This window comes from Pseudoalteromonas rubra, from assembly GCF_000967655.1.
Classification (GTDB): Bacteria; Pseudomonadota; Gammaproteobacteria; order Enterobacterales; family Alteromonadaceae; genus Pseudoalteromonas; species Pseudoalteromonas rubra_A.
The window spans coordinates 1-24,222 of the sequence record NZ_JXYA01000029.1 but is presented as its reverse complement, the minus strand read 5'-3'; the positions used below and the strand labels follow the sequence as shown (position 1 = coordinate 24,222).

General features: G+C 49.6%; 22 protein-coding genes and 1 tRNA gene. 9 read left to right on the top strand and 14 right to left on the bottom strand.

Annotated features, from left to right (window positions below; genetic code table 11):
* Window positions 1-146: 146 nt before the first annotated feature.
* Window positions 147-222, bottom strand: a tRNA-Phe gene (locus TW77_RS13600).
* A 251-nt stretch (window positions 223-473) separates the two neighbouring features.
* Between TW77_RS13600 and TW77_RS13595 the strand changes: the two genes are divergently transcribed.
* Complete coding sequence (locus tag TW77_RS13595; RefSeq protein ID WP_046005528.1) at window positions 474-3,407, top strand: hybrid sensor histidine kinase/response regulator; 2,934 nt, start codon at window positions 474-476, stop codon at window positions 3,405-3,407.
* A gap of 42 nt (window positions 3,408-3,449) precedes the next feature.
* On the opposite strand, the gene TW77_RS13590 is transcribed toward TW77_RS13595, so the two are convergent.
* From TW77_RS13590 to TW77_RS13575, 4 genes are all read right to left on the bottom strand, one after another.
* Complete coding sequence (locus tag TW77_RS13590; protein WP_046005527.1) at window positions 3,450-3,629, bottom strand: hypothetical protein; 180 nt, start codon at window positions 3,627-3,629, stop codon at window positions 3,450-3,452.
* 342 nt (window positions 3,630-3,971) lie between these two features.
* The gene (locus TW77_RS13585) at window positions 3,972-5,105 is read right to left on the bottom strand and encodes a sodium ion-translocating decarboxylase subunit beta (protein WP_046005526.1); all 1,134 of its coding nucleotides are present in this window, start codon (window positions 5,103-5,105) and stop codon (window positions 3,972-3,974) included.
* Between the two features lie 10 nt (window positions 5,106-5,115).
* Window positions 5,116-6,888 (bottom strand): sodium-extruding oxaloacetate decarboxylase subunit alpha, encoded by a 1,773-nt coding sequence (gene oadA, locus TW77_RS13580; RefSeq protein ID WP_046005525.1) that lies wholly within the window; start codon window positions 6,886-6,888, stop codon window positions 5,116-5,118.
* Window positions 6,889-6,902: 14 nt separating this feature from the next.
* Complete coding sequence (locus tag TW77_RS13575) at window positions 6,903-7,163, bottom strand: OadG family protein (protein ID WP_046005524.1); 261 nt, start codon at window positions 7,161-7,163, stop codon at window positions 6,903-6,905.
* A 428-nt stretch (window positions 7,164-7,591) separates the two neighbouring features.
* On the opposite strand from TW77_RS13575, the gene TW77_RS13570 reads away from it, so the two are divergent.
* The gene (locus TW77_RS13570; RefSeq protein ID WP_046005523.1) at window positions 7,592-8,068 is read left to right on the top strand and encodes a YcxB family protein; all 477 of its coding nucleotides are present in this window, start codon (window positions 7,592-7,594) and stop codon (window positions 8,066-8,068) included.
* A 48-nt stretch (window positions 8,069-8,116) separates the two neighbouring features.
* Here TW77_RS13570 and csrA read toward each other — a convergent pair whose 3' ends face one another.
* The 6 genes from csrA to TW77_RS13540 form a co-directional block, all read right to left on the bottom strand.
* On the bottom strand, window positions 8,117-8,308 hold the full coding sequence (gene csrA, locus TW77_RS13565; protein WP_010386837.1) for a carbon storage regulator CsrA: 192 nt from the start codon (window positions 8,306-8,308) through the stop codon (window positions 8,117-8,119).
* 90 nt (window positions 8,309-8,398) lie between these two features.
* Window positions 8,399-9,619, bottom strand: coding sequence for an aspartate kinase (locus TW77_RS13560; protein WP_046005522.1), 1,221 nt, complete (start codon window positions 9,617-9,619; stop codon window positions 8,399-8,401).
* 3 nt (window positions 9,620-9,622) lie between these two features.
* Window positions 9,623-12,226, bottom strand: coding sequence for an alanine--tRNA ligase (gene alaS / locus TW77_RS13555; RefSeq protein ID WP_046005532.1), 2,604 nt, complete (start codon window positions 12,224-12,226; stop codon window positions 9,623-9,625).
* A gap of 38 nt (window positions 12,227-12,264) precedes the next feature.
* Window positions 12,265-12,732: a regulatory protein RecX gene (locus tag TW77_RS13550; RefSeq protein ID WP_046005521.1), complete on the bottom strand. Its 468-nt coding sequence runs from the start codon at window positions 12,730-12,732 to the stop codon at window positions 12,265-12,267.
* A complete protein-coding gene (locus TW77_RS13545; protein ID WP_046005531.1) occupies window positions 12,732-13,526 on the bottom strand; it encodes a BPSS1780 family membrane protein in 795 nt (264 codons plus the stop codon). The genes TW77_RS13550 and TW77_RS13545 overlap by 1 nt, the downstream gene beginning before the upstream one ends.
* 151 nt (window positions 13,527-13,677) lie before the next feature.
* The gene (locus TW77_RS13540) at window positions 13,678-14,310 is read right to left on the bottom strand and encodes a GTP cyclohydrolase II (RefSeq protein WP_046005520.1); all 633 of its coding nucleotides are present in this window, start codon (window positions 14,308-14,310) and stop codon (window positions 13,678-13,680) included.
* A 297-nt stretch (window positions 14,311-14,607) separates the two neighbouring features.
* Between TW77_RS13540 and TW77_RS13535 the strand changes: the two genes are divergently transcribed.
* From TW77_RS13535 to TW77_RS13525, 3 genes are read left to right on the top strand one after another with little or no spacing between them, the layout of a single operon-like run.
* Window positions 14,608-15,837 carry a hypothetical protein gene (locus TW77_RS13535; protein WP_046005519.1) on the top strand — a complete coding sequence of 410 codons (1,230 nt, stop codon included), beginning with the start codon at window positions 14,608-14,610 and terminating at the stop codon, window positions 15,835-15,837.
* Complete coding sequence (locus TW77_RS13530) at window positions 15,837-16,274, top strand: hypothetical protein (protein WP_156158670.1); 438 nt, start codon at window positions 15,837-15,839, stop codon at window positions 16,272-16,274. The genes TW77_RS13535 and TW77_RS13530 overlap by 1 nt, the downstream gene beginning before the upstream one ends.
* A gap of 7 nt (window positions 16,275-16,281) precedes the next feature.
* Window positions 16,282-17,823, top strand: a complete 1,542-nt coding sequence (locus TW77_RS13525) for a sensor domain-containing diguanylate cyclase (RefSeq protein ID WP_240479492.1) — start codon at window positions 16,282-16,284, stop codon at window positions 17,821-17,823.
* A 36-nt stretch (window positions 17,824-17,859) separates the two neighbouring features.
* On the opposite strand, the gene TW77_RS13520 is transcribed toward TW77_RS13525, so the two are convergent.
* Window positions 17,860-18,366: a DUF3087 domain-containing protein gene (locus tag TW77_RS13520; RefSeq protein ID WP_046005517.1), complete on the bottom strand. Its 507-nt coding sequence runs from the start codon at window positions 18,364-18,366 to the stop codon at window positions 17,860-17,862.
* Window positions 18,367-18,534: 168 nt separating this feature from the next.
* Between TW77_RS13520 and TW77_RS13515 the strand changes: the two genes are divergently transcribed.
* The 3 genes from TW77_RS13515 (at window position 18,535) to TW77_RS24300 (ending at window position 20,401) form a co-directional block, all read left to right on the top strand.
* A complete protein-coding gene (locus TW77_RS13515; RefSeq protein ID WP_046005516.1) occupies window positions 18,535-19,182 on the top strand; it encodes an energy transducer TonB in 648 nt (215 codons plus the stop codon).
* A gap of 72 nt (window positions 19,183-19,254) precedes the next feature.
* On the top strand, window positions 19,255-19,806 hold the full coding sequence (locus TW77_RS13510) for an RNA polymerase sigma factor (RefSeq protein WP_046005515.1): 552 nt from the start codon (window positions 19,255-19,257) through the stop codon (window positions 19,804-19,806).
* Window positions 19,799-20,401, top strand: coding sequence for a hypothetical protein (locus TW77_RS24300; RefSeq protein WP_052713180.1), 603 nt, complete (start codon window positions 19,799-19,801; stop codon window positions 20,399-20,401). The genes TW77_RS13510 and TW77_RS24300 overlap by 8 nt, the downstream gene beginning before the upstream one ends.
* A 35-nt stretch (window positions 20,402-20,436) precedes the next feature.
* On the opposite strand, the gene TW77_RS13500 is transcribed toward TW77_RS24300, so the two are convergent.
* A complete protein-coding gene (locus tag TW77_RS13500; RefSeq protein WP_046005514.1) occupies window positions 20,437-21,813 on the bottom strand; it encodes a Na+/H+ antiporter NhaC family protein in 1,377 nt (458 codons plus the stop codon).
* A gap of 230 nt (window positions 21,814-22,043) precedes the next feature.
* Here TW77_RS13500 and TW77_RS13495 point away from each other — a divergent pair, with 230 nt between their 5' ends.
* Window positions 22,044-22,892 (top strand): MurR/RpiR family transcriptional regulator, encoded by an 849-nt coding sequence (locus TW77_RS13495; protein WP_046005513.1) that lies wholly within the window; start codon window positions 22,044-22,046, stop codon window positions 22,890-22,892.
* A gap of 7 nt (window positions 22,893-22,899) precedes the next feature.
* On the opposite strand, the gene TW77_RS13490 is transcribed toward TW77_RS13495, so the two are convergent.
* A complete protein-coding gene (locus TW77_RS13490; RefSeq protein ID WP_046005512.1) occupies window positions 22,900-24,039 on the bottom strand; it encodes an exo-beta-N-acetylmuramidase NamZ family protein in 1,140 nt (379 codons plus the stop codon).
* Window positions 24,040-24,222: the final 183 nt, after the last annotated feature.

Here is a 24,222-nt window from a genome sequence, read left to right as displayed (position 1 = left end):
TGGGCTAAAACTGGTTATATTGTGCTGTATAATTCATCCTGAAGCAGCGTTCCGGCTCGACGTCCTGTCTCGCGTTCGATTAGCTGCGAAGCGTTGCTTCGGTCTAATCTCACCCAACTGATTAAGTCAGGCGCACCTTTTAAAAATGGTGCCCAGAGGCGGAATCGAACCACCGACACGAGGATTTTCAATCCTCTGCTCTACCGACTGAGCTATCTGGGCGTGCGGCGTATTAAACGGGTTTTGCCTTGTTAAGTCAACTTTTTTTTTAAACTCTGTGTTCGACTGACCACTATTCCGACAAAACACGACTAATCGCTTAAATTTCCCTCTGTATTTGGTATTTTAAAGCACTTTATCGCGCCGTTTTATCGCCTGCGGTGGGCAAAAACGGGGAGAATTCATCCAGCATAGGTGGTAGGATTGCATCCAACAAAGAAACATAGCACAAAAGTTGGGTTCGGAATCATATAATGGAAAACTCGTCGCAAACGCAAATAAAGGGCTTCGTGCCGCTGTTTATTGTCGTTACCATCATTATTGCAGCTATTTCTGCTGCCGCCGCTTTTACTTGGCCCGATAAGCACCAGAGTAACACCGACACATCCCAGCGGCCCGACCTTGTGCTGCTGGCAAAGGACATCGCAACCCCTTTATCGCATTCCATGATGAAGCTGGGCTACAACTATGCCAAACAAATTCTTTCTGCATTCGAAGCCAGCAACCCAGAAATAGAATTGTATTTATATAGCGACAGCGGCATCGGCCAGGCCAGCTTGGTCTATCAAACTAATGAACAAAGCATTACGCCGATAAAGCGCCAGGCGAAAGTCGATCAGGGGGGCGAGCTTGTTGTACACCAGCCCCTGGTGCTGGATGATTTGCCGGTAGGCGAATTGATTTTAAGGTATGCACCTAAACAGCCTGTGTCGAATGCAACCCCCATGACCAGCATCATTCTGGCGGGGTGTGCTTTGTTACTGACCATTGCCTTTGGTATTTTCCTCAAACGCCAGATCATAGGTCGTCTGAGTAAAGACTTGAACGAGCTCAACGAAGAACTTCAGCATCTGCTGGCGCAAAAGTCTTACGATATTCATGTCACTGAAAAGCTAAGCTTTGGCCTGTCGAAAACCGCGGTGGGCATTAATCAGTTAATCAATCAGATCCGAGACATCATTCAGGGCAACCAGGCGGCACAAAGGGAGCTAAAGCAGTTACAAACCAGCTTAGAATCTGAAGTGCAGGCCCGCACCCTGGCTCTTGAGAAAGCCACACTGAATGCCGAGCGCGCCAGTGAGGCCAAGACCACCTTCCTGGCCACCATGAGCCATGAGATCAGAACCCCAATGAATGGAGTCATCGGCACCATAGATTTGCTACGCCAAACCGAACTGGATGGTGCACAACATCGACTGACCACCATTATTCGCGACTCAGCCTTTTCATTGCTGGGCATACTGGATGACATTCTCGACTTCTCAAAAATAGAAGCGGGTAAACTGCAGATGGATAACAGTGTCTTTTCCGTCGCCGAAACCATTGAAGAAGTGGCCCGGGTGCTGTCATCCGTGGCAAGAAAGCGCAAACTGGATCTGCAACTGGCCATTGCACCGGATATTCCAAACAATCTGGTGGGTGATGCAGTGCGAGTTCGTCAGGTGCTATACAACCTGTGTAGCAATGCAATTAAATTCACCACCACCGATGACACAAGACGTGGCTTTGTGAAAATTGCCGTAGAAGTTGCGCAAAACACGTCTGAGCACTACACCCTGCGCTTTACGGTGACCGATAATGGTAAAGGGATGACTCAGGCACAATTGCGAGAGATTTTTAATCCCTTTATCCAGGCAGAAGGGTCAATTACCCGCGAATACGGCGGTACCGGCCTGGGCTTATCGATCTGTAAAAGCCTGGTTGAACTGATGCTGGGTTCTATTCATGTCAGCTCAGACATAGGCATGGGCAGTGAATTTGTGGTGGAGCTACCGTTTAGTGTCAAAGGCCAGATAGCTTATGCCAATAAAGCAGTACTGAACGGACAAAGAATAGCTGTACTGACCCATGAGCATGCTCGTCGAAACATTGTGGCCCGTTATCTGTCCTTTATGGGCGCAGACACTGTGGTGCTAAGAGAAGCGGATGAGCTGAGCGAATATCAGTACGACAGCGATGTGATCTGGGTGCTCGATGGCCTGGACGGTATGGACAAAGTCAATGGTCAGCTGCGTGATTTGCTCTATTCTATTGAACACAATAACCAACAGGTAATTGTACTCAGCACCATGGATGAACCGGCGTTAAACCACGATCGTATTTTCTATCTCAACGCGGCGCCGTTATGTAAATCGAGCTTTATGACCGCCATTTTGGTCGCAGCAGGCCTGCATCAACCGAAAAAACTCAAGCCATCACGGTCATTGAACAAATACCTGAATGTAGACGATGCCAGAGCGGCCAATAAATTGGTGCTGCTGGTAGAGGACAATGTGCTGAACCAGCAGGTTCTGACCGATCAGTTGCATCTGCTTGGTTATGGTGTTGAAGTTGCCGAGAACGGAGAAGAAGGTCTGGCCCGCTGGCAACAAGCCCACTACCCGATCATTCTAACCGATCTGCACATGCCTAAGATGTCTGGCTACGACATGGTGGCCAAGATCCGTGAAGAGGCCGAGCAGGCGGCAGACATCAATGCTCAGCCTTACATCATTGCCATCACCGCCAATGCACTGAAAGGTGAGCGTGACCGCTGCCTGGCAGCTGGCATGAATGATTACATCACTAAACCGGTTGAGCTGAATGTACTTGAAGCAACCTTAGAAACCTGGCAGAAATCGGCTGGTAAGCCTGCACAAGTCCAGACAGAAAACAAAGCAACGCCAGTACCGACAGCGGCACAAGAACCTGTCACGCAATCACAAGCACCGGCTAAACCGGATACAGCTGACAACGAACACCAAGCCCCGGCAGAAACCGCTGAGCCAGTAGATGACTCGAGTGATGCACAGCCAGTGGCAGAGCAAGCGCCCGAGCCACAACAAACAGCCCCCGAGGAGCCCATAGATCTCGCGCAGCTGGACAAATATGTCAATCATGATGCAAACAAGCGACTGCGCTTTTTCCGCATGTATCTGGAGCAAAGCAGTGAGCTGGCCCGGGATATCAACGGCGCCGTGATCTCTATGAGCCAGGAAGAAATCGTAGAGGCCTGCCATCAGCTCAAATCGATTTCAAAGACCATAGGTGCGCATCGGGTTGCCGACGTAGCGGCTGAGTTTGAGCAACGCTGTAAAGGCGAGGAGTTGAGCAGTGACGACCTGATCCATCTACGTGACACTTTGGAAACACACTACCAGCAAGCCACTGAGTTTATTCAACGCTATTTACAATCACAGGTTGAGTAACAGCGATGCGCTCAGCAGCACAGTGCTGCTGAGCGCATCGGGCTAGCCCTGCACCATATCGTAAATCAGGCGGATCACGATAGAAACCATCACCAACGGCAAAATATATTTACCGTACTTCTGCATTTTATCCAGTCCCATGCGGCTTTGATATTTCTCAAGCAGTGGGATCAGGATCAGCAAAGCGACGACCAGGCTGCCTAAAATTATCAGAACATTCATAACTACGCGCTCCTTATGTTGATGGCGATACCATGCCACAGCTGTACCTGCTTTGCCAAGCATTGGGTCAGTTCATACCAATTTGCTTAATTAAGTGTTCTATTTTGAGGCGAGAAAATATGTTCGATAACACCGCTCCCGCGTCCTGCTATCGCTGAGGCACCTACATCCATATAGGCGAGGCAAAAATTTTGCTGTTTAGTTATTCTAAATGAGAAATTTTTAACACAGTTAGCGTCATATTTGCTCCTTCAAATTGACCAAGTATTAAGTCAAATTGGTATCATAAGGAGGAAAAGAAAAAAGCGCGAAGCAGTACTTCGCGCAACAGGTTGGAGAGTGCTAACCGACTAGCGCAAGCAAGATACCCGCAGCAACGGCACTACCCAGTACCCCCGCCACGTTAGGTCCCATTGCATGCATCAATAAGAAGTTGTGAGGATTGCTTTCCAGGCCGACCTTATTCACGACCCGCGCAGCCATTGGCACTGCCGACACCCCGGCCGCACCGACAAGTGGATTAATGGGGCTGTCACCGGCAAAACGGTTCATCACCTTGGCCATATAGACCCCCGATGCTGTGCCAATGCTAAAGGCCACGGCTCCCAGCACCAGGATCCCGATTGTCTCTACCGTCAGGAACTGATCTGCGGCCAGCTTAGAGCCGACTGCCAGACCTAGGAAAATGGTCGTTATATTGATGATTTCGTTTTGAGCTGAGTTACTCAGGCGATCAACCACCCCGGATTCTTTCATCAGGTTGCCCAGACAGAACATCCCAACCAGTGGCGTTGCCGCCGGTAAGAATAGTAAGGTCAGTGCCAGCACACCCAGTGGGAAGAGGATCTTCTCCTGCTTAGAGACCGCTCTTAACTGAGGCATAGCAATATTTCGCTCTTCTTCTGTCGTGAGTAAGCGCATAATGGGCGGCTGAATGATAGGCACCAGCGCCATGTAGGAATATGCAGCCACCGCAATGGCCCCCAACAACTCAGGCGACAAGCGTGAAGCCAGGAATATGGCCGTCGGGCCATCAGCGCCCCCGATAATCGCAATTGCCGACGCATCTTGCAGGGTAAATTCAAAGCCAGGCACATAATTCAGTAAAATGGCACCAAACAGGGTCGCAAAAATACCAAACTGAGCAGCGGCGCCCAGCAACAACATTCTGGGGTTCGCGATCAGCGCACTGAAGTCAGTCAGCGCACCAACGCCCATAAAGATCAGTAGCGGAAATACCCCACTGTCGATGCCAATGTAATACACGTAATACAGCAGGCCACCGGGATCGGCCAGACCCGCAACCGGAATATTGGTCAAAATGGCACCAAAGCCAATTGGCACCAATAGCAAGGGCTCAAACCCTTTTGCAATTGCCAGATAAAGTAAGCCACAACCAACCGCTATCATGGCCAGTGCGGGAAAGGTCAGGTTGGCCAGCCCCGTCGCTGACCACAGGTTCACAAGTCCATCCATTACAGGCCTCCTATGCCAGCTCGACGATGGCGTCGCCAGCCGATACAGAGTCACCTTCATTAACCAGGATATCGGCAATTTTACCGCTGTGCGTCGCGCGCACTTCGGTTTCCATCTTCATTGCCTCCATGATCAACACCAAATCGCCTTGCTCTACCACATCTCCGCGTCGGGCATGGAGTTTGAAAATATTACCGGCCAGTGGCGCGTTGAGCGTTTCACCACTGCTCACTGAGGCCGATTGTGGCATCAGCTCGCTGTCCTTGACCGCCACTTCCTGTAACTCACCGCCCGGTGCAACCACCACATTGTAAACCTTGCCATCGACCTGAACACTGTAGCGCTCTTGTGATGCTTTAGATTGTGCCGGTTTTGGAGCAGCTGAGTTGTTCTGTACCAGCTCAGGTTTCGGCTCAAATGCCGCCGGGTTATCCCGGTTTTGTATAAATTTCAGACCTATCTGCGGGAACAGGGCATAAGTAAGCACGTCATCAACCACCGCATCACTGAGTTTCAGTGACATGCTCTTGGCTTTATCAAGTAGGTCGGACTCAAGCTGCGCCAGCTCCGGTTCGATTAAGTCTGCCGGACGACAGGTGATCGCTTCTGCTCCATCGAGCACTCGCTGTTGCAGCGCGGCATCAACCGCTGCCGGTGTTTTCCCGTATTCACCTTTAAGCACGCCCGCGGTTTCTTTGGTGATGGTTTTATAGCGCTCCCCGGTCAGCACATTCAGTACAGCCTGGGTCCCGACTATCTGCGAGGTAGGTGTCACCAGCGGCAAATAACCCAAGTCCTGACGGACCGATGGGATCTCCTTAAGTACTTCATCCAGACGGTCCCCTGCACCTTGCTCTTTGAGCTGATTTTCCATATTGGTCAGCATACCACCTGGCACCTGGGCAGACAGAATGCGGCCATCCACGCCCTTAAGGCTGCCCTCAAAGGCCGCATACTTTTTACGAACATCACGGAAATAAGCCGCAATTTCTTCAAGCTGCAATAAGTCCAGTCCGGTATCTCTTTCAGTGCCCTCAACAATCGACACCAAAGTCTCTGTGGCACTGTGACCATAGGTCATACTCATTGAAGAAATCGCGGTATCCAGCATATCAATGCCCGCATCGACCGCTTTTTGATAAGTGGCAGTGCTCAGACCCGTGGTGGCATGACATTGCATTGCAATGGGCACAGACACGGTGTTTTTCAGCTCCCGGATCAACACTTCAGCGTCATAAGGCTTGAGCAACCCGGCCATGTCTTTAATACAAATTGAATGACAGCCCATTTGTTCCAGCTGCTTCGCCTGCGCCAGCCACATCTCCAGCGTGTGTACCGGGCTGACTGTATAAGAGATGGTGCCCTGGGCATGTGCGCCCACTTTAATGGCAGCGCGAATCGCAGTTTCCAGGTTACGTACATCATTCATGGCATCAAAAATACGGAAGACATCCACCCCATTATGATGGGCACGCTCAACGAATTTTTCGACAACATCATCCGCATAGTGCCGGTATCCCAACAGGTTTTGACCCCTTAACAGCATCTGTTGCTTGGTATTTGGCATGGCTTCTTTGAGGGCACGGATCCGATACCAGGGATCTTCACCAAGATAACGAATACATGCATCAAAAGTGGCACCTCCCCAGGATTCCACTGACCAGTAGCCAATCTGATCGAGTTTTTCAGCGATTGGCAACATATCCTCAAGGCGCATACGCGTGGCCAGTAGCGACTGATGTGCATCGCGCAGTACCAATTCTGTTAGTTTGAGCTGTGACATAAATGACCCCTTGATTATTTTTCTGATGGGAAGTGCTGGTTACGGTATTGCGAAATCGCGGCACTGATAGCCGCCAGGTTTTCTGCGGGCACTTGCTCAGCGCCGGCAGGCTTTGACTTGGCTGCCTGTGACCTTGGTTGCACCGGCTCATCCGGGGCGGCGAATTTGGATAGCCCCTTCACTGCGATGATCAAAATAGACAAGAATACAAACACCCCGACCATGCCGGTAAGCATTAAGTTGGCGGCCTGAGCCAGTAAGGCGGTTATGTCCATCTCTGCTCTCCCCTTGTTGTTAACATTTTTTTGCGTGGCATCATGCAGATACAATAGATAGCCACAATTTATAGATAATTATGCAATCATCATAACAAAACCGCCTGCTTTGTAAACCAAGCTGTAAATTGGTATTACCAATAACAAATTACACACAATTTCAACCTGTTACGATAATCCAAATGAAAATTTAATGAAAACAGGGGAATAAATATGAAAAATAGTCAAGATACCCGACAAAAATAAGCAGATGGCATAAAAATTATTCACCCACCACCTTACCCTGAACAGAAACATATAATTGGTATGACCAAGACAGCTATTTTGTAAAATGTTAACAGTGCTATACAAGACCAATCCGCAGTTTACGTAAAGTCGCTCATGTGGAAGATTTCGGGGTATAATGGTTGGATGAAATAACTGGAGTTGTGTTTGTGTTTCACTGCGAGTTTACGCTGGATAAAGATTACTTTCGCGAATGTTTTGATCAGTCATTGCCTTACAGCAATGTCAGCAAACCTAAGTATGCCCTGGTCGCATTTTTGTTCGTCCTGGGCTGTGTTGCCATCTATGGCTTAGATAATGTCTACTTAGGTAACTTTTTAATTTTATTGGCTGTTTTAGAGTGTATCGCACACTATTACCGACGCCCCTGGTGGGTGGCAAGGCAAATGGTCACCCGTGCCAGTGGCAGCAAAATAACACTGGACATTAATGAGCAGGGCGTCACGGCCACTAACCCGTATAAGTCTTATCAGATCCCCTGGTCAGAGGTGAATGAAATAGCAGAAACCGAGCTGGGCGTGGTGCTGGTGCGCGCCGGTACAAACCAGTACATTTCTAAAAAAGCCCTGTCTGACGAGGCCTTGCAATATATTTTGAGCAAAAAAAATAGCCACGACTGAGTGGCTACTTTTTCGAATTCTACCGGGCTGTGCGCCGGGAATTGTAGATTACATATTACCCGTAGTCGGGTTAGACTTTTCAGCCTGAATACGCATGTAGATCTCTTCACGGTGTACAGAAACATCTTTAGGGGCGTTAACGCCAATACGAACTTGATTTCCTTTAACACCTAATACGGTTACAGTTACTTCATCACCTATCATTAGAGTTTCGCCTACACGGCGAGTTAGAATTAGCATTCTCTTGCTCCTGTTATTCCAAAATTTAAAAGATTCCGCGTCTTGGTCATTTTAATGAAAAGTTTCCGTAAAAGTAAGCAAAATAATTGCTTATTCGTCACTTTCCAATTTAAAAGCGTCATGCAGAGCACGTACTGCCAACTCAAGGTATCGCTCATCGATTAATACTGAAATCTTTATTTCCGAGGTTGCAACTAACAAAGGTGAAATATTCTCTGCTGCCAGCGCCGAAAAAAATGTACCGGCATTCGCAGAGTGCGACTTTAATCCCACCCCTACCGCTGAGACTTTTGCAACGGCTGTATTACTCTCGATTTCAACTGCCCCAAACGTGTGCTGATGCGTCTTGAGCACATCCAGCGCCTGCAGATGATCATTGCTATGCACAGTTAAAGCATAGTCTATTTTGCCAGTCTGTTGATTCATTTGACTGATCATGTCGACTTCTATCGCATATTCGCCTAACAGCGACAAGATCGAAGCCAGCGTTGCGGGGCCATCTGGTGCCTGTCTGATAGTCAGTAAGCACTCGTCCTTTTGGTGGGCAATCCCCGACACCACTTTATTCTTCATGGGGTTTTCCTCGTAGGTAATCAAGGTCCCGGCATCCGGTTTGAAGGTGGATAAAACACGCAGTGGTAAGGTATAGCGGCCAGCTGCTTCAACAGAGCGGATCTGCAAGACCTTGGCGCCTAAGCTCGCAAGCTCAAGCATTTCTTCAAAGGTAACCTGGGTCATGCGGCGGGCTTTAGGTTCAATTCGGGGGTCGCAGGTATAAACCCCATCCACATCAGTGTAGATCTGACATTCATCAGCCCCGAGCGCAGCGGCTATCTCCACGGCACTGGTATCCGTCCCGCCCCGACCTAAGGTGGTAATGTTACCTTCCAGATCACGGCCCTGAAAACCCGCAATAATGCTGATATGGTGCTGCTGCAGCTCTTGTTGTAAACGTACCGTATCTATTTGGGCAATGCGGGCACGACCGAACATATTGTCGGTCACTATGCCCACCTGATCAGCCAATAAACTGATGGCGGAGTGACCACGCTTGATGATAGCCATGGCCAGCAAAGCAATAGATACCTGCTCACCGGTACTCAGCAGCACATCCAGTTCTCTGGGGCTCGGCTGAGCGTCTATCTGTTTGGCCAGCTCAACCAGGCGATTGGTTTCACCAGACATAGCAGACAGTACGACCACCACCTGATGGCCAGCCTGTCGGGTTTTGACCACCAAATCGGCGACCGCTTCGATGCGGTCAATTGACCCCACCGAAGTGCCACCAAACTTTTGAACAATAAGGGCCACGTGTTACTGAGTTTTCTCAGCCAGCCACGCTGAAACACTGGCCAGTGCCGCATCCAGGTTTTGTGGTTCAGAACCACCTGCCTGCGCCATATCCGGACGACCACCGCCCTTGCCGCCTACCTGTGCAGCCATATGGTTAACCAGCTCACCTGCTTTCACACGGCCGACCAAGTCTTTGGTCACACCGGCTATCAGGCTGACTTTGTCGCCATTGGCCACGCCCAGCGCGATAACGCCTGAACCCATTTTGTTCTTCAGGTCATCAACCATGCCACGCAGCGCTTTCGACTCGGTACCTGCCACATTCGCAACCAGCACTTTAATGCCGTTGATGTCTGTCGCCGACTCCAGTAGTGAAGCACCCGCAGCGCTGGCCAGCTTATCGTTCAGCTGAGACACCTGCTTTTCAAGGCCCTTGGCTTTTTCAATCAGTGCCGCAACTTTATCCAGCGCGCTGCTGTTATCACCTTTTACCAGTGCCGCTATCTCAGCCAGGGTTTGCTCCTGATTGGCCACATAATTAATGGCTTCAGCACCGGTTACCGCTTCAATACGGCGCACGCCCGCTGCAATACCGCCTTCAGAGACGATTTTGAACAAGCCAATGTCACCGGCGCGAGACACGTGTGTACCACCACACAGCTCGATAGAGTAATCGCCAATCGAGACTACGCGCACTTCGTCGTCGTACTTTTCGCCGAACAGTGCCATGGCACCTTTTTCTTTGGCCGCATCTATGTCCATTAACTCAGTATTGAGTGCGAAGTTAGTGCGGATCTGGGCATTCACGGTATCTTCAATCTCACGCAGTTGGGCTTTGCTCACTCCTTCGAAGTGAGAAAAGTCAAAGCGCAGCTTGTCTGCCATGACCAGTGAGCCTTTCTGAGCAACATGCTCGCCCAGCGCCTGGCGCAATGCTTCGTGTAGAATGTGTGTTGCTGTGTGGTTTTTCTTGATGTCTTCACGGCGCGCTGCATCTACCTGAGCATCCGCTTTGTCATTGACACCAATACGGCCTGTAACCTGACCGTGATGCGCAATGGCATTACCCAGCTTTTGCGTATCTGTGACAACAAACTCACCCGCCGCAACTTTCAGGCTACCGGTATCACCAACCTGACCACCTGATTCGGCGTAAAACGGCGTGCGATCCAGTACCACAATACCCGTTTCACCGTCTTCAAGTACTGAAACAGACTGACCTTCTTTGAACAGCTCTACCACAGTACCGGTATAGTGAGTGGCATCATAGCCCTTAAAGTCTGACGATTTTTCAGATTTCAGCTGCTCGTTGTAGTCGGCACCAAATTTACCGGCCTGCTGAGCCATTTTACGCTGAGTTTCCATGCAGTCTTTAAAGCCGCGCTCATCGATAGTCATAAAGCGCTCACGAGCTACATCCGCGGTCAAATCCGCCGGAAAACCATAGGTATCATAAAGCTTAAACACCACATCACCCGGGATCACATCGCCTTCGAGTGAGGCCAGGTGCTCTTCAAGGATAGCCAGACCACGGTCCAGCGTTTTGCCAAACTGCTCTTCTTCGATACGCAGGACTTTTTCGATGATAGCACCTTGTTTAACCAGCTCAGGGTAAGCGTCACCCATTTGCTCGCTCAGGGCGCTGACCAGCTGATAGAAGAATGCGCCTTTGGCACCCAGCTTGTTGCCGTGACGCACTGCACGACGAATGATACGACGCAATACATAACCGCGCCCTTCGTTGGATGGCATCACCCCATCGGCAATCAAAAAGGCACAAGAGCGAATGTGGTCCGCGATAACACGCAGTGATTTGTCTTCGAGATCCTGGGCTCCGGTTACTTTAGCCGCAGCAGCAATCAATGCCTGGAACAGATCAATCTCGTAGTTAGAGTGCACGCCCTGCATAATTGCAGAAATACGCTCAAGACCCATACCGGTATCAACCGACTGTTTAGGCAGCGGTTCCATCGTGCCATCGGCGTGACGGTTATACTGCATAAAGACCAGGTTCCAGATCTCAATAAATCGGTCACCGTCTTCTTCCGGTGAGCCCGGAGGTCCGCCCCAGATCTCTTCGCCATGGTCGTAGAAAATTTCCGAACAAGGGCCACACGGGCCTGTGTCACCCATTGACCAGAAGTTGTCGGAGGTTGCGATACGGATGATTTTGTCTTCCGGCACCCCCATATCTTTTGACCAGATATCATAAGCTTCCTGGTCGTCGTGATAGACAGTGACCAACAACTTTTCTTTAGGCAGGTTGATTTCTTTAGTCAGAAATTCCCAGGCAAAACGAATGGCATCTTTTTTAAAGTAATCGCCAAAGCTGAAGTTACCCAGCATTTCGAAAAAGGTGTGGTGACGCGCAGTGTAACCTACATTTTCCAGGTCATTGTGTTTACCCCCGGCACGCACACAGCGTTGTGAGCTGGTCGCGCGGTTGTAAGGACGTTTCTCACCGCCCAGAAACACGTCTTTAAACTGCACCATTCCGGCATTGGTAAATAGCAACGTGGCGTCATTACCCGGGATCAGTGAACTTGAAGGCACCACCTGGTGTTGTTGTTTGGCAAAGTAGTCAAGAAAGCTCTGCCTTATCTGTGCGGTCGTCATCTGCTGCATGTGCTCATTACCCTTTTTTGCTGCTGTAGTGACAGGCATTACTCACCCTGTGAGTATGCCTCGATAGCATAATCTATTTCGTCATAACGGAATCCACGCGACATCATGTAGCGAATTCGTTTTGACTTCTCTTTATAATCCAATTGATTTGTCGAACGGCTGTATTTCTTTTCGTAGGCGCGCAAGGCCACGCTAAACCAGTCGACTTCTTGTTCTTCTATTAAGTGCTGTAAATATGATTTATCGACACCTTTGCGTTGCGCGTCCATCATAACACGTTTTTCGCCAAGCCCCTTGGCCACTTGCTGGGACAAAAAACTCGCGCAATAGCGCTTATCATCCAGATAGCCAAGCGATTCTAGCCAGTCAAGCAAACGCGTAATATATGCCTCTTCGCCATCTTTTGCGCGTAACTTCTGAGCCAGTAACTGACGAGAATACTCCTGTCTGGACAATAACCAAAGGGCGTAGTTCTTCAGCTTTTTTTCAATATCTTGTTGATCCATCAAGCGTCAAACCGACCACTTTGCTGCTGTTGCTGTGGTGGTGTATTGTCATTTGACGCCGGCGGCTCTGACGCTGATACAATAGCCTGAAAAGACACAAAAAAACCGATGTACGCAATAGGCATCACCACAAGCAGCGGTACCAGCGACATTGGAATAGACAGCAGCATCAGCAATGCCACCAACAGCCCAAATACCGTCAGCGGGGCCATATTGTGATAAAACACCGTTAATGATTGCTTCATCGCCTGAATAATACGCGCTTCATCGCGGAAAAACACCAAAGGAAGCGCATAAGCAAAGGCCATCATCGCCAGCGATTGGATCACCACAAAAATAGCGATGTCCGCAAAAGTAATTTGCGCGATCACCTGTGCCAGCACTTGCGCTTCATCGCTCTGCTCGTTGACGTTTTGCAACACCTCCAGTGCCGGGCCAAACAGTACCCCCAACAAGGCGCTCAATAATAAGGCCACACCCATTTGGTACAAACCAAAGCGAAACAGGTTCAGTCGTCGGCCTTTAGTGGAAAAAGGCGCTAAAATATCGGCCAGCGTAATGGCCTGACCTTGCTGTTTTTTTACCACTGCCAGATAAAAACCCGCAGTCAGAAAGGGCGATGCCAGTACAGCTACCAGCTGCAACGGCGGAAAGACAAAAGGCACCAGGCTCACAACAACCATGAGCAGGTACATCATTACGAAGGTAAAGGGCTGAGACTTGAAAATAATCCACCCGGCTTTTAGCCATTGCAAGCCAAACCCGGCGGTAAATGTTTTAAATTCTGTTGGCATATTCATCAATTCATTGTGAAACGGAGCAATTATACTGGGTCACAGGAGGACTTAAAAGGTCAGATGGGGGAATTTTCAACTCATCACCTGTTACATCTGAGTCGATACTGGCCAGCCGTGAAGTGCGACTGACCCGCACATAGCAACCGGCCTAGATTTCGTCCGGCTTCTTAATTTTTTTAATGTCTAACATGTGTGAGCCATGCTTTACCTTGGTTTCGAGGTAATTACGATTCCCGGCCACCCCAACTTTAACATGGGCATGTGTCCCGACTACTTCCTCAACCTGAATACCGGCATCTCTGAGTGCATTCAGCTTACGAGGGTTGTTGGTCATCAGGCGCACATGGTTCAGGCCCAGTGCCTGTAGCATCAGTACAGCGTCCGAAAAATCGCGTAAATCGTCGTCAAAGCCCAGGTGGTTATTCGCTTCGTAGGTATTCATACCTTGCGACTGCAGCACATAAGCGTCGATTTTGTTATACAGGCCAATTCCCCGGCCTTCCTGGCGCAAATATAACAGGACACCACCTTGGAGGTGCATAGCTTCGATGCTCTCATTAAGCTGCTCACCACAGTCACACCGCGATGAGTGAAACACATCACCCGTTAAACACTCAGAATGCATTCTGATCAAAGGCACCGATTGTTCGCTATCGGCACGATTAAATACCAGGGCAACATGCTCCTGGCCATCCTGCAACCCTTCAAATGAGACGATTTCCGCGGGGATATGACTACGCTGCCCAACATTCAGCTCAACTCTTGCTCTTACTTGTGCCACGACTACAAAATACCTAATTGCAAAAATGTGATAATATCACAAAGAATACTGTAACTGACTATATGGTGACAAAGTTGCTCAGTTACAAGTCCTCCGACGAAATACTGGCAAATACACCGAACACCGCTAGGATAGTAATACCAGCTTGCATTAATACAGCAGCGATCCGAGGGATTAATACCGACGTGATTCTTCGCCGCAGGATTAACAGCTTAACGAAGTGCGCTGGTATAAGAACTGCCCGGTGCCACTCGCACTCATGCATTTTCTACTGAAATAATATCTTAATGGTAACTGATGCGCTCGACATTTGTGATGTTTTTATCTCTGCTCTGGTGCCTGAGCTTAGCTCTACAAGCAGATGAGTTAAAAGTAGACGGCTTTGCTACTTTAGATATTAACATCAGTAACTCTCAAACCGCCGGGATCCGACATGTGATCTCTCAGCCCGATGTCAGCTATCTGGGGGAGCCCAGCTTTGCTAACTCCTCCATAGGTTTGCAACTCGACTGGCAATCATCGTCACAACTACAGTGGGTAGCACAGGCCGTGCTTAAAGAGCGCAAAGAATACAAGCTGGATTACCTCATTCAAATGGCTTTTGCACGCTATACGCTGACACCCAACTGGCAATTTCGTGCAGGGCGCACCGGCCTTGATCTGTATATGATGACGGAGTACCGGGATATTGGTTTTGCGTTTAATTATGGCCACCCGCCAACAGAATTTTACGCCGTTGTACCGCATCAAAACCTCGATGGCTTTGATGTTACTTATACCTATCCATTTGCGCAAAGCGTGCTGAGTTACAAGGTTTTTGCCGGGCGCTCAAATGCACCCATAGTCAGCGACAACGACTTTATCTGGGATGTTGAGTTAGAGTCAATTTATGGCATGAGCCTGTCATTACAAAGCCAAAACTGGCTGATCCGCAGCAACTACACCACCACCAAAGCCGGTAACACCAATGAGCAACAAGGCCAATTACTCAGAGCGTTACAGCCCATACCCGATGATCTTTGGCCGACTCGCCAGGCTTTGATTGAATCTTTGCAGATAAAAGGCAAACGGTTTAATTACTTTACCGTAGGGGCCATGTATGACGACAGCCAATGGATACTGCAAGGTGAGCTTGCCTACATCGACTCTCACTCTGAGGTACTAAACCATTTAAAAGCAGGTTATGTGAGCGCCGGAATGCACCAGGAAGATGACACCTGGCTACTCACCTTCAGCGCGGCAAAATCTAACAATCGTGTTGATCCGGGGCCATTGCTGAGCACACCAGAACTTGATGTTCTCTATCATGGGGTGATCCGTCACACCAATTTCTACCTGATAGATCAACATACCTGGTCGTTAAGCTGGCGGCGGGACCTGACCTCCACTTTGGCAGTTAAAGTCCAGCTGGATCACACCCAGGCCAATCATCTGCCATCGGCTTTTTATCTTCACAAAAACTTGTCTTCATCCAAGCATGACAAGTACTTTCAGTCACTTGGCCTGAGTCTGAATTGGGTGTTCTGATGCGACTACAGGTTTTTTGCTGCATCATCTTAAAGCTGCTGCTATTCACCACCTGCTCGGCCAATGCCACTGACCCCCTGGTGGTAATTGTTCACCGTGACAACCCAAACCCGCAGCTATCCCAACATCAGATCGTCGATCTCTACATGGGCAAATACACCGCCTTCCCCGATGGCACCCTGGCCAAAGTGCTCGACTATGAGCAGGGACATCCATTACGTACTCTTTTCCTGACTACTCTGACGGGCCGCCCTATCAGCCAGATCAATGCTTACTGGTCGCAGGTAAAATTTAGTGGTAAGGCCTCTTTTCCACAAGCGTATCAATCAATCGACGCTATACTTGAGGAAGTTGCATCGACCCCGGATGCTATTGGTTATGTGCCCGCAACAGCGGTTACTGAGGACGTCAAAGTGGTGTATCGTTTTGTTCAATAAACACAGTTTGATCACACGGCTAACCCTTTTACTGAGTCTGACGACGCTGCTGTTCAGTGTGATCTACGCAAAACTATATTATCGACATGTATTTGAAGAAGAGCTGGCGCGTGCTAACGGCACCGTAATGCAGATAGGCAAAACCGTCTCTTCCACCGCCTCGATTGCCGCGTACCTCGAAGACAAAGATTTGGCGACTGAAGTCGTCAATGGACTGATAAGTAACGATATAATTCTGTCGGCCGCGCTGGTTAGCAAAGATACGCTGCTAGCCAAGAGTATTTTGCACAGTGGACCGGGCAGCATCCAAATAAAACTGGTTAACCCGTTTTTTCTGTCCGAAAACATCGGCATGATACACATAGCGCCCAATACACTCATCATTGAACAAAATGCCCGCAGTATTGCCTTGGGTGGCGTCAAAACTATGCTAGTCGTGATCCTGCCCATCATCATACTGCTCTCGACTTTGGTGTACTGGCAAGTCACCCGACCGCTCAATCAGCTCGGCAGGTCGCTTGCAAAAATACTGCCGGGTAGTGCCCAGCGCTTGAAGATAGACAAACATGCCAGTCATAATGAAATCGGCCGAATTGAGCTGGGGATCAACACCTTACTGGATAAAGCTGAAGCCTTATTTGAGCAAGAGCGCAGCCTCAGAGCCGAAGTCGTCGAGCTGGAAAAACGCTTTCGACTGATGTTTGAACAGTCCTCTTCACCCACTTTGCTTGTGAAAGACGAAGGGGATATTTTACTCATCAATGACGCCGCCAAAGATCTGCTCGTGGGCATGGGCATTGATGTCGATGAACGCTTTCCCGAAAACCTTGGGCTGTACTGTAAAACCCCGGATATTCTCTATACCTTCACCGAAAACAGCATCAAGCAAAAGCAGGTGATGCAGTCTGAGTTTGAATTTATTAACCCGCTGACACAGTCTACGGTATGGCTGAGCATTATTGTGCTCAATACCCTCAGTGACGGACAATGGTATTTTCAGGTGTTTCTTGCCGATATTACCCTGCGCAAAACCATGCTAAACCAGCTCAACAAGCGAGCCCAAAGAGACAGCCTGACGGGGCTTTACAATCGTTACGGCGCAGAGCTTATGCTACTCGACTGGATAGACAACCAGTGTACATTTAGCCTGCTGCTAATCGACCTCGACAAGTTCAAACCTATCAATGATGTCTACGGTCACAACGCAGGAGACGCGTTGCTGAAGCACATTGCCAATCAGCTATCTGTGACAATGGACACCACCGACCTGGTGTGTCGCTGGGGAGGTGACGAGTTTTTAGTCGCCCGATTAGACATCACACAGCAAGAACTAACTCGCCTTGCACAGACGTTGCTGGAAGCGATTAACCAACCTATGCCATTTGAGCACCGTGAGGGGCAAACCGAGCTGGCGGTGGGTGCCAGCATTGGTATTGCCCACTTTCCTCAGCATGCTGAAAATCTCAAAGGCCTGGTTGAGTGCGCCGACGTTGCTATGTACAGCATCAAAAAGACCTCCAGAAATAGCTTTACCTTTTACTCTGAGTAACAGCTCAAAAATATTGGCCTACCCAGCGGATAAAACTCAGAACTTATCCAACAACGAGGCATCATAGCGGGTGATGTCCAGTGTCACTTGATACTGATTAGTCAGCGCATCCAGCTCTGCCTGCCAAATGCCCAGCTCTTCCATGGTGAGGGTATTGTCATCAAGCTGCCACAGCTGGCGTGAGCCACTGTAACTGAATTGCATGGCAAGCATGGCGTCCACATCGCCCTGTTGGGCGGCCTTTTTTACCTTGGCCATCTTGCGAGTGACCTTGTTCAGCGCCTGCTTGAGTTGCCAGACATAGTTAACTTCATACATAAACGGATGATGCTGCACCCGTTTAAGCACAGCGGCTATCATCACACACGTCAGTACCACGCCTGTCAGATTCCAGTGGAAGTGGCTGCCATCCGGATCCGGAAATGCCACAATTAACACCCGGGCGATGCCCAGACTGCCAATCACCAGCGCTGCAATACAGGCCGCGATCACTATGTTCAGGTGTTTTCTGTAACGTGTTTTATCTATCTCTAACAGTTGCATCTTGTCTCCCACTTACTGCAATGCACAGACGCTACTTAGGTCTTTTTCCGACCGGATAGCGACAGTTATTGTGCGCATTCTAACGTAATCCGGGAAAAAAACGCGAACTACTTCACCCCTTTTTGACCTCATCCCCGTTTTACTGATAAATCATCAAGGAGCACGCCTATGAACGGTCAATTTTTAGCACAGCAGTCCCCTCACCCTTTTCAGACTCTGAATAAGATTTTCCTGTCGTTTCTGGGGGCCTGTGGCATCACCTTTGCGGCCTTTGCCTTTATGCAGTACCTGCTCAGCCAGGATCTGGCGTTTGAGCAAGACCCAATCACGTATACGCCAATTTTTCTGCCCGACGTAAAACAAGATAGTCCGGTCGAAACCAAAAAGCCCCTGCCGCCACCGCCAAAACCTGCACCTAAAGCACCGCCGAAGCCGACGCTGAATGCGGAAGTGCCCACCATGGCACTCAGCGGGCTGGGTGGCACACCCGTTGTCGAGACAGGCCCGATACAAATGGACTCATCCATGCAGCCTACGGATATGCAAGCTACGCCCATTGTGCGAGTCGAGCCGCGCTACCCGACCATAGCCGCACGAGATGGTACAGAAGGCTGGGTAGAGCTGCACTTTACGATTTCAGAAACAGGTGAAGTGGTTGATGCCCGAGTCGCAAACGCAGAACCCAAACGAGTGTTCAACCGTGAGGCACTTAAAGCGCTGAAACGCTGGAAATACCGCCCGCAAGTGGTCGATGGTCAGCCTAAGGCGCAAAGCGGGCAAAAGGTCGTGCTGGAGTTCAAGCTCAACCAGAATTAAGATGAAGGTTGTGCGCCTGAGTGAAAACTCAGGTGCATGCGGGCACATACCAATAAAAACAAGGAACTGCCTATGCTACTTACATTAAAAAACTGGCTGTCGGCAATCGAAACTGAGCCTGCCGATCCTTTATATGAGTTCAAACTGAGTGGGGAAAATAAGTACCTGGAATTGGCCATAGATAAGTACAACCACGATTTATATCACTTTTTACTGACTCAGAGTGACGGTGAGTTGGCCAAAGATGTCTGTCAGAAAACCTGGCTCACTGTGGTTGAAAAGCGTCAGGCTTATCATACCAGCCAGGCGCCCAAGGCTTTCCTGTTTAAGCTGGCCCGAAATGCCCTGATTGATGAATTGCGCAAACAACAGCGGCTATCCTACATGGACTCTTTAGAGCAGCACCTGCCAGCCACGGAGCCCAGTATTGCGTCGCACCAGTCCTTATATGACGCGATTTTATCCTTGCCGCTGCTGCAAAGAGAGGCAATTAGTCTGCAACTGGAAGGGTTCTCCTTGCAGCAAATCGCCAGTATCACGAATGCGCCCCAGGAAACCATCAAAACCCGACTACGCTACGCCCGGGCTGCGCTGAAAAACGTATTAGGAGAAGATGATGAGTGACAAACAGCAGGCAGAACAGCTCAGGCAGGCTTATCAGCAGGCAAAACAACAGCATAAGCCCTCCGCACTGCAACAGCGTCAGCTCAAGCAAACTTGTCGCGCTGCCAATGCTGCCGTCAGGCAAGTCAGCTGGTGGCAACGAGGTCAGTGGATTTTAGCGTGCGGCGCACTCCTGGTGCTGGCCACGGTGATGGTAACGCAAGAGCACTCGCAACACGCGACCGTGCCTGTGTATGCGCTGAGCTATGACGACTATGAGCAGGTTGAAACCCACAGTGTTGAACAAGGTCATTATGTTACGCACATTCGGGAACAAAAACAGGCGCTGGATAAGCAATTTAGCCAGCAGCAAAAGCGACTCAGCGAGCAACACTTTTATGGCCGACTGGTTCACAGCGACCAGGATACCTGGTTTGTTGCCGACTGCCGAAATAAAACGTTATTGGAAATCAAGCACTCGGTACTCGATGCATTGCAGGGCGAGCCCGTTTTATCAGAGCTGGCGCCCGGTCAGATGCTCGCACTGGACAAAAACACCGACGGTCACTTAACCACCATCGCTGCGGTTCCACGCACCGTGTACGCCTGCCCTTAATGTCGCCAGCCTGACAGGCTGGCGAACAATCTGGTTTAAATCATCACCACGCTGGCAACGAAGAAGCAGAGCAATGCCAGCGCACCGCCTACCATCGCATAAGGCAGCTGGGTTTTTACGTGTTCCAGCAGATCGCACCCTGATGCCAGGGCTGACACCGCACTAGTGTCTGAGATGGGGGAGCAGTGATCGCCAAAGATACCGCCACTGAGGATCGCACCCACAACCAGCGATGGAGGCAATCCTAAGGTCTGGATCAACGGCACCCCAATGGGGATCAGAATCGCAAACGTGCCCCAGGAAGTCCCTGTAGTGAAAGACATCACGGCGCCCGTTAAGAACAGCACAGGCACAATAAAGTAAACAGGTAAGTAATCACCCACTAACGATGCAACAAACACCCCAGTGCCCAGCTCTTTTAAACTCGCGCCCAGCGTCAATGACAGCAATACGATACTCACCAGAGGCAATAACTCCCCCATCCCTTTGAAGCCCACATCGACCAGTTGTTGATGGGTAAAATGACGGGCTTTAAGCAACAGTAAATAGGCAACTGCCGTTGCCAGTACCGTGGCATATAACACGGACTTTGAGCCACTCCCCTGGGCCAGCTCTCCACCACCAGTCCATAACATAAAGCCCAGCATACTGATGATAAGCGTTGCCAATGGTACGAGCATAAATCGAGCTTTGCTTGCCGCGGGGCCTTTGTCTATCTCCTGATCTTGCTTTGTCAGCGCTCGCTCGGCGACTTTCATCGGACCATGCACTTTGTCAAAAACAATGGTGTAAAACACAATCAGCAAAGCGATGATGGCATAAAAATTAAAGGCCACGCTGCCCCACAAAATACTGACTGCCGACTGCTCTAACTCATAGTTGCTTAGCAAACCCAGCACATAGGCGCCCCAGCCGTTGAGCAGGATCAAAATACACACGGGTGCACTGGTACTGTCTATGATATAGGCAAGGCGTGCGCGGCTCATTTTGAACTTGTCAAACAATCCCCGGGATACGATCCCCGACGTCAGCACACTCATATTTGACTCAATAAAAACCGCCATACCGGTGAACATAGTCAGCAAACCGACCTGACGTTTACTTTTTGCGACACCGATATTCAGCAGCTTATTTACCGTCGCACCCACCCCACCAGACTCTCTGATGTAAGCCAGCAACGCGCCAATCACGATACTAAACAGCAGGATCCGGCTGTTTCCAGGAGAGGTGGCCACACTGACAATGCGCTCAATGCTATTAATAAAGGTGGCAAATAACGCATTGCCATCACCATTCTGCGCGAGCAGAAATTCCGACGAGATCAGCGCCAGGATCAGCGCCACAATGACCTCTTTGCGCCAGAACACCACGGCAATGGCTATCAAAGGCGGTAAAATCGAATACCAGGACATAGATTCCCTATTACTAATTATTAGATCAAGCTGTAAACCCGTTAGCTTAAATAGTTGCGTGGAAAAAACCAAGCTTTTCGCGGCTGAATTTACAAACGCAACAAAAAGAACTTTTTTAGGTACCAACCAGATTAAAAAGCGCAATAATATATCTTTCTGATCTATTACATTGTCATCTTTGAACCTATAATATGGACACCTCTGTTAGTACAGGTTACCAAGTGAAGCGCATGTCTACTTTTATTAAAATAAAGGCATTAAGGCCAACTCTCTCACAAAGTGAGGCAAAACTCGCCGACTTTACCCTTAGTTCGGGGAGCCAGATACGTACTTTATCGTCTATTGAACTGGCCAAAGCGGCCGGGGTGAGTCAGTCGAGTGTCGTAAAATTTGCACAGAAATTAGGATACCGGGGCTTTCCCGCATTTAAACTTGCTGTTGTAGACGCGCTGAATGAGCAAGCGAGTGATCAGGCTGCCCCCTCTGCGCAGTTTGAACAGAGCGACTCTTTGGCAGACATCAGTGAAAAACTCATTGCTAATCAACACAAAACACTCAGTGCAACACAAAAACTCAATAGCAGTGCTGAGTTTGAACGCAGCGTACAAGCCTTAAAAGCAGCACGCAAAGTCCTGATCTGCGCGAAAGGGGCATCCTGGTCAGTGGCACAGGATTTTGCCTTTAAGCTGCAAAAGGTCGGCATTTCCGCTGTTTGCCACAGTGACGAATACAGTGCTGCCAGCTATATCGCCTCCATGGGCAAAGAAGATTTATTGATTGTGATCAGCAACTCAGGCCAAACCAAAGCGTTACTGAAGCTGGCCGAGCAGGCAAAATACAACGAGTGCCGCCTGTTTGCCATCAGCCGTTATGGCGACTCCCGGCTCAGTGACATTGCCGATCATATTTTATTTACCGTGCAAGAAGTAGAGCCTGTAGATCACAGCGCTATACTGGCCCGGGCGTCGCAATGTTATCTTATCGATACCTTGTTTGTTGCGCTGGCGCAGTCAAATTTGCACTGGCAGCGCCGAGTGGAGCGCGCCAATGATAATATGCGCGCGGTCTTTCACGACTGAGCTAATATTACTCACGTGCATAAAGCAGGTAAGGCAGGCGGCGTGTCTTAAACGCCTGCACTTCCTGTTGCCAGATGGATTCAATCTGATGTGCTTTCAGACCTTGTTCCAGTGCCAGGCGGATCACATCCGTGCCCGCCAGCTTATCAAAGAAGCGCGGTGAATTGATCAGCGTCTTACCCTGTTGCTCAAACGCACTGTGTGCCTGCACTAGCCAGTCTAACGACAATCCTCGCTGCACGGAATAGCGCAGGTCTTCACCATAGACCGTTTTGCCCTTTAGCTTAGGGTGCATTGCTGCACCAGGTATTGAGCGCGGTGAAAAAGCGAACTTGCCGAGCCGAACCCGATCATGACCAAATACCTGAAACGGAAAGTCACTCCCTCGCCCAACAGACACCTGCGTCGCCTCAAATAAACATAATGAAGGGTACAAATAGATGGCGCGTTGATTCGGTAAGTTAGGGCTCGGCGCTGTGGGGAGCTCATAGTCATCCTGCGCACTGTAATTGGCGACCGGGATCACCGTCAGGTCCAATCGCCCGGGACTTCTTAACCACCCCTCACCGACACTCATCAGCGCCAGCTCACCGAGCGTCATACCATGTAAGACAGGCACCGGCAGCATGCCAACGAATGAGCGAAAGCGGGGGTCCAGTACCGGGCCATCAACATAAGCAATATTGGGGTTGGGCCTGTCCAGCACCAGGTAACTGATCCCACCTTGCTGGGCGGCTTCCATGGTCAGAAATAAAGTGCTGAGGTAAGTGTAAAATCGTACCCCCACATCCTGGATATCGAACACCAGCATGTCTACGTCTGCAAGCTGATCGGGTTTAGGCTTTTTATTGGTGCCGTACAAGGAGACAATGGGCACGCCCGTTTTTACATCTTTGCCATCATCGATGTAAACACCCGCTCCTTTGTTCCCCCTAAATCCATGCTCTGGGGCAAAGGTCCGGACGACATTAACCTGATTGTCTGTCAGATAATCCAGCAGGTGCTGATCACCCACCCGCGCACTCTGGTTCACAACCAAACCCACTCGCTTGCCTTTTAGCAAGGGCAGATACTGATCTGTGCGCTCAGCGGCAACCTCAATCGCCCGTGTTTGAAATGAGCAAAGGAGGACACTGATGATAATCATCTTAAGAAAAGCATGGATAGTCTGGCGCACAAAAGTTCTCAGGGGAAAGCAAACTGTATCGAGATTGTGCGGTGCGATGGCTCACCTTTGCAACTATTTACGACGGAAGAAATCACGCAAAGACATGTGCTCACTCGCACCAAACTCAAACTAAAATTCAGACACAAAAAAACCGACTTTCGT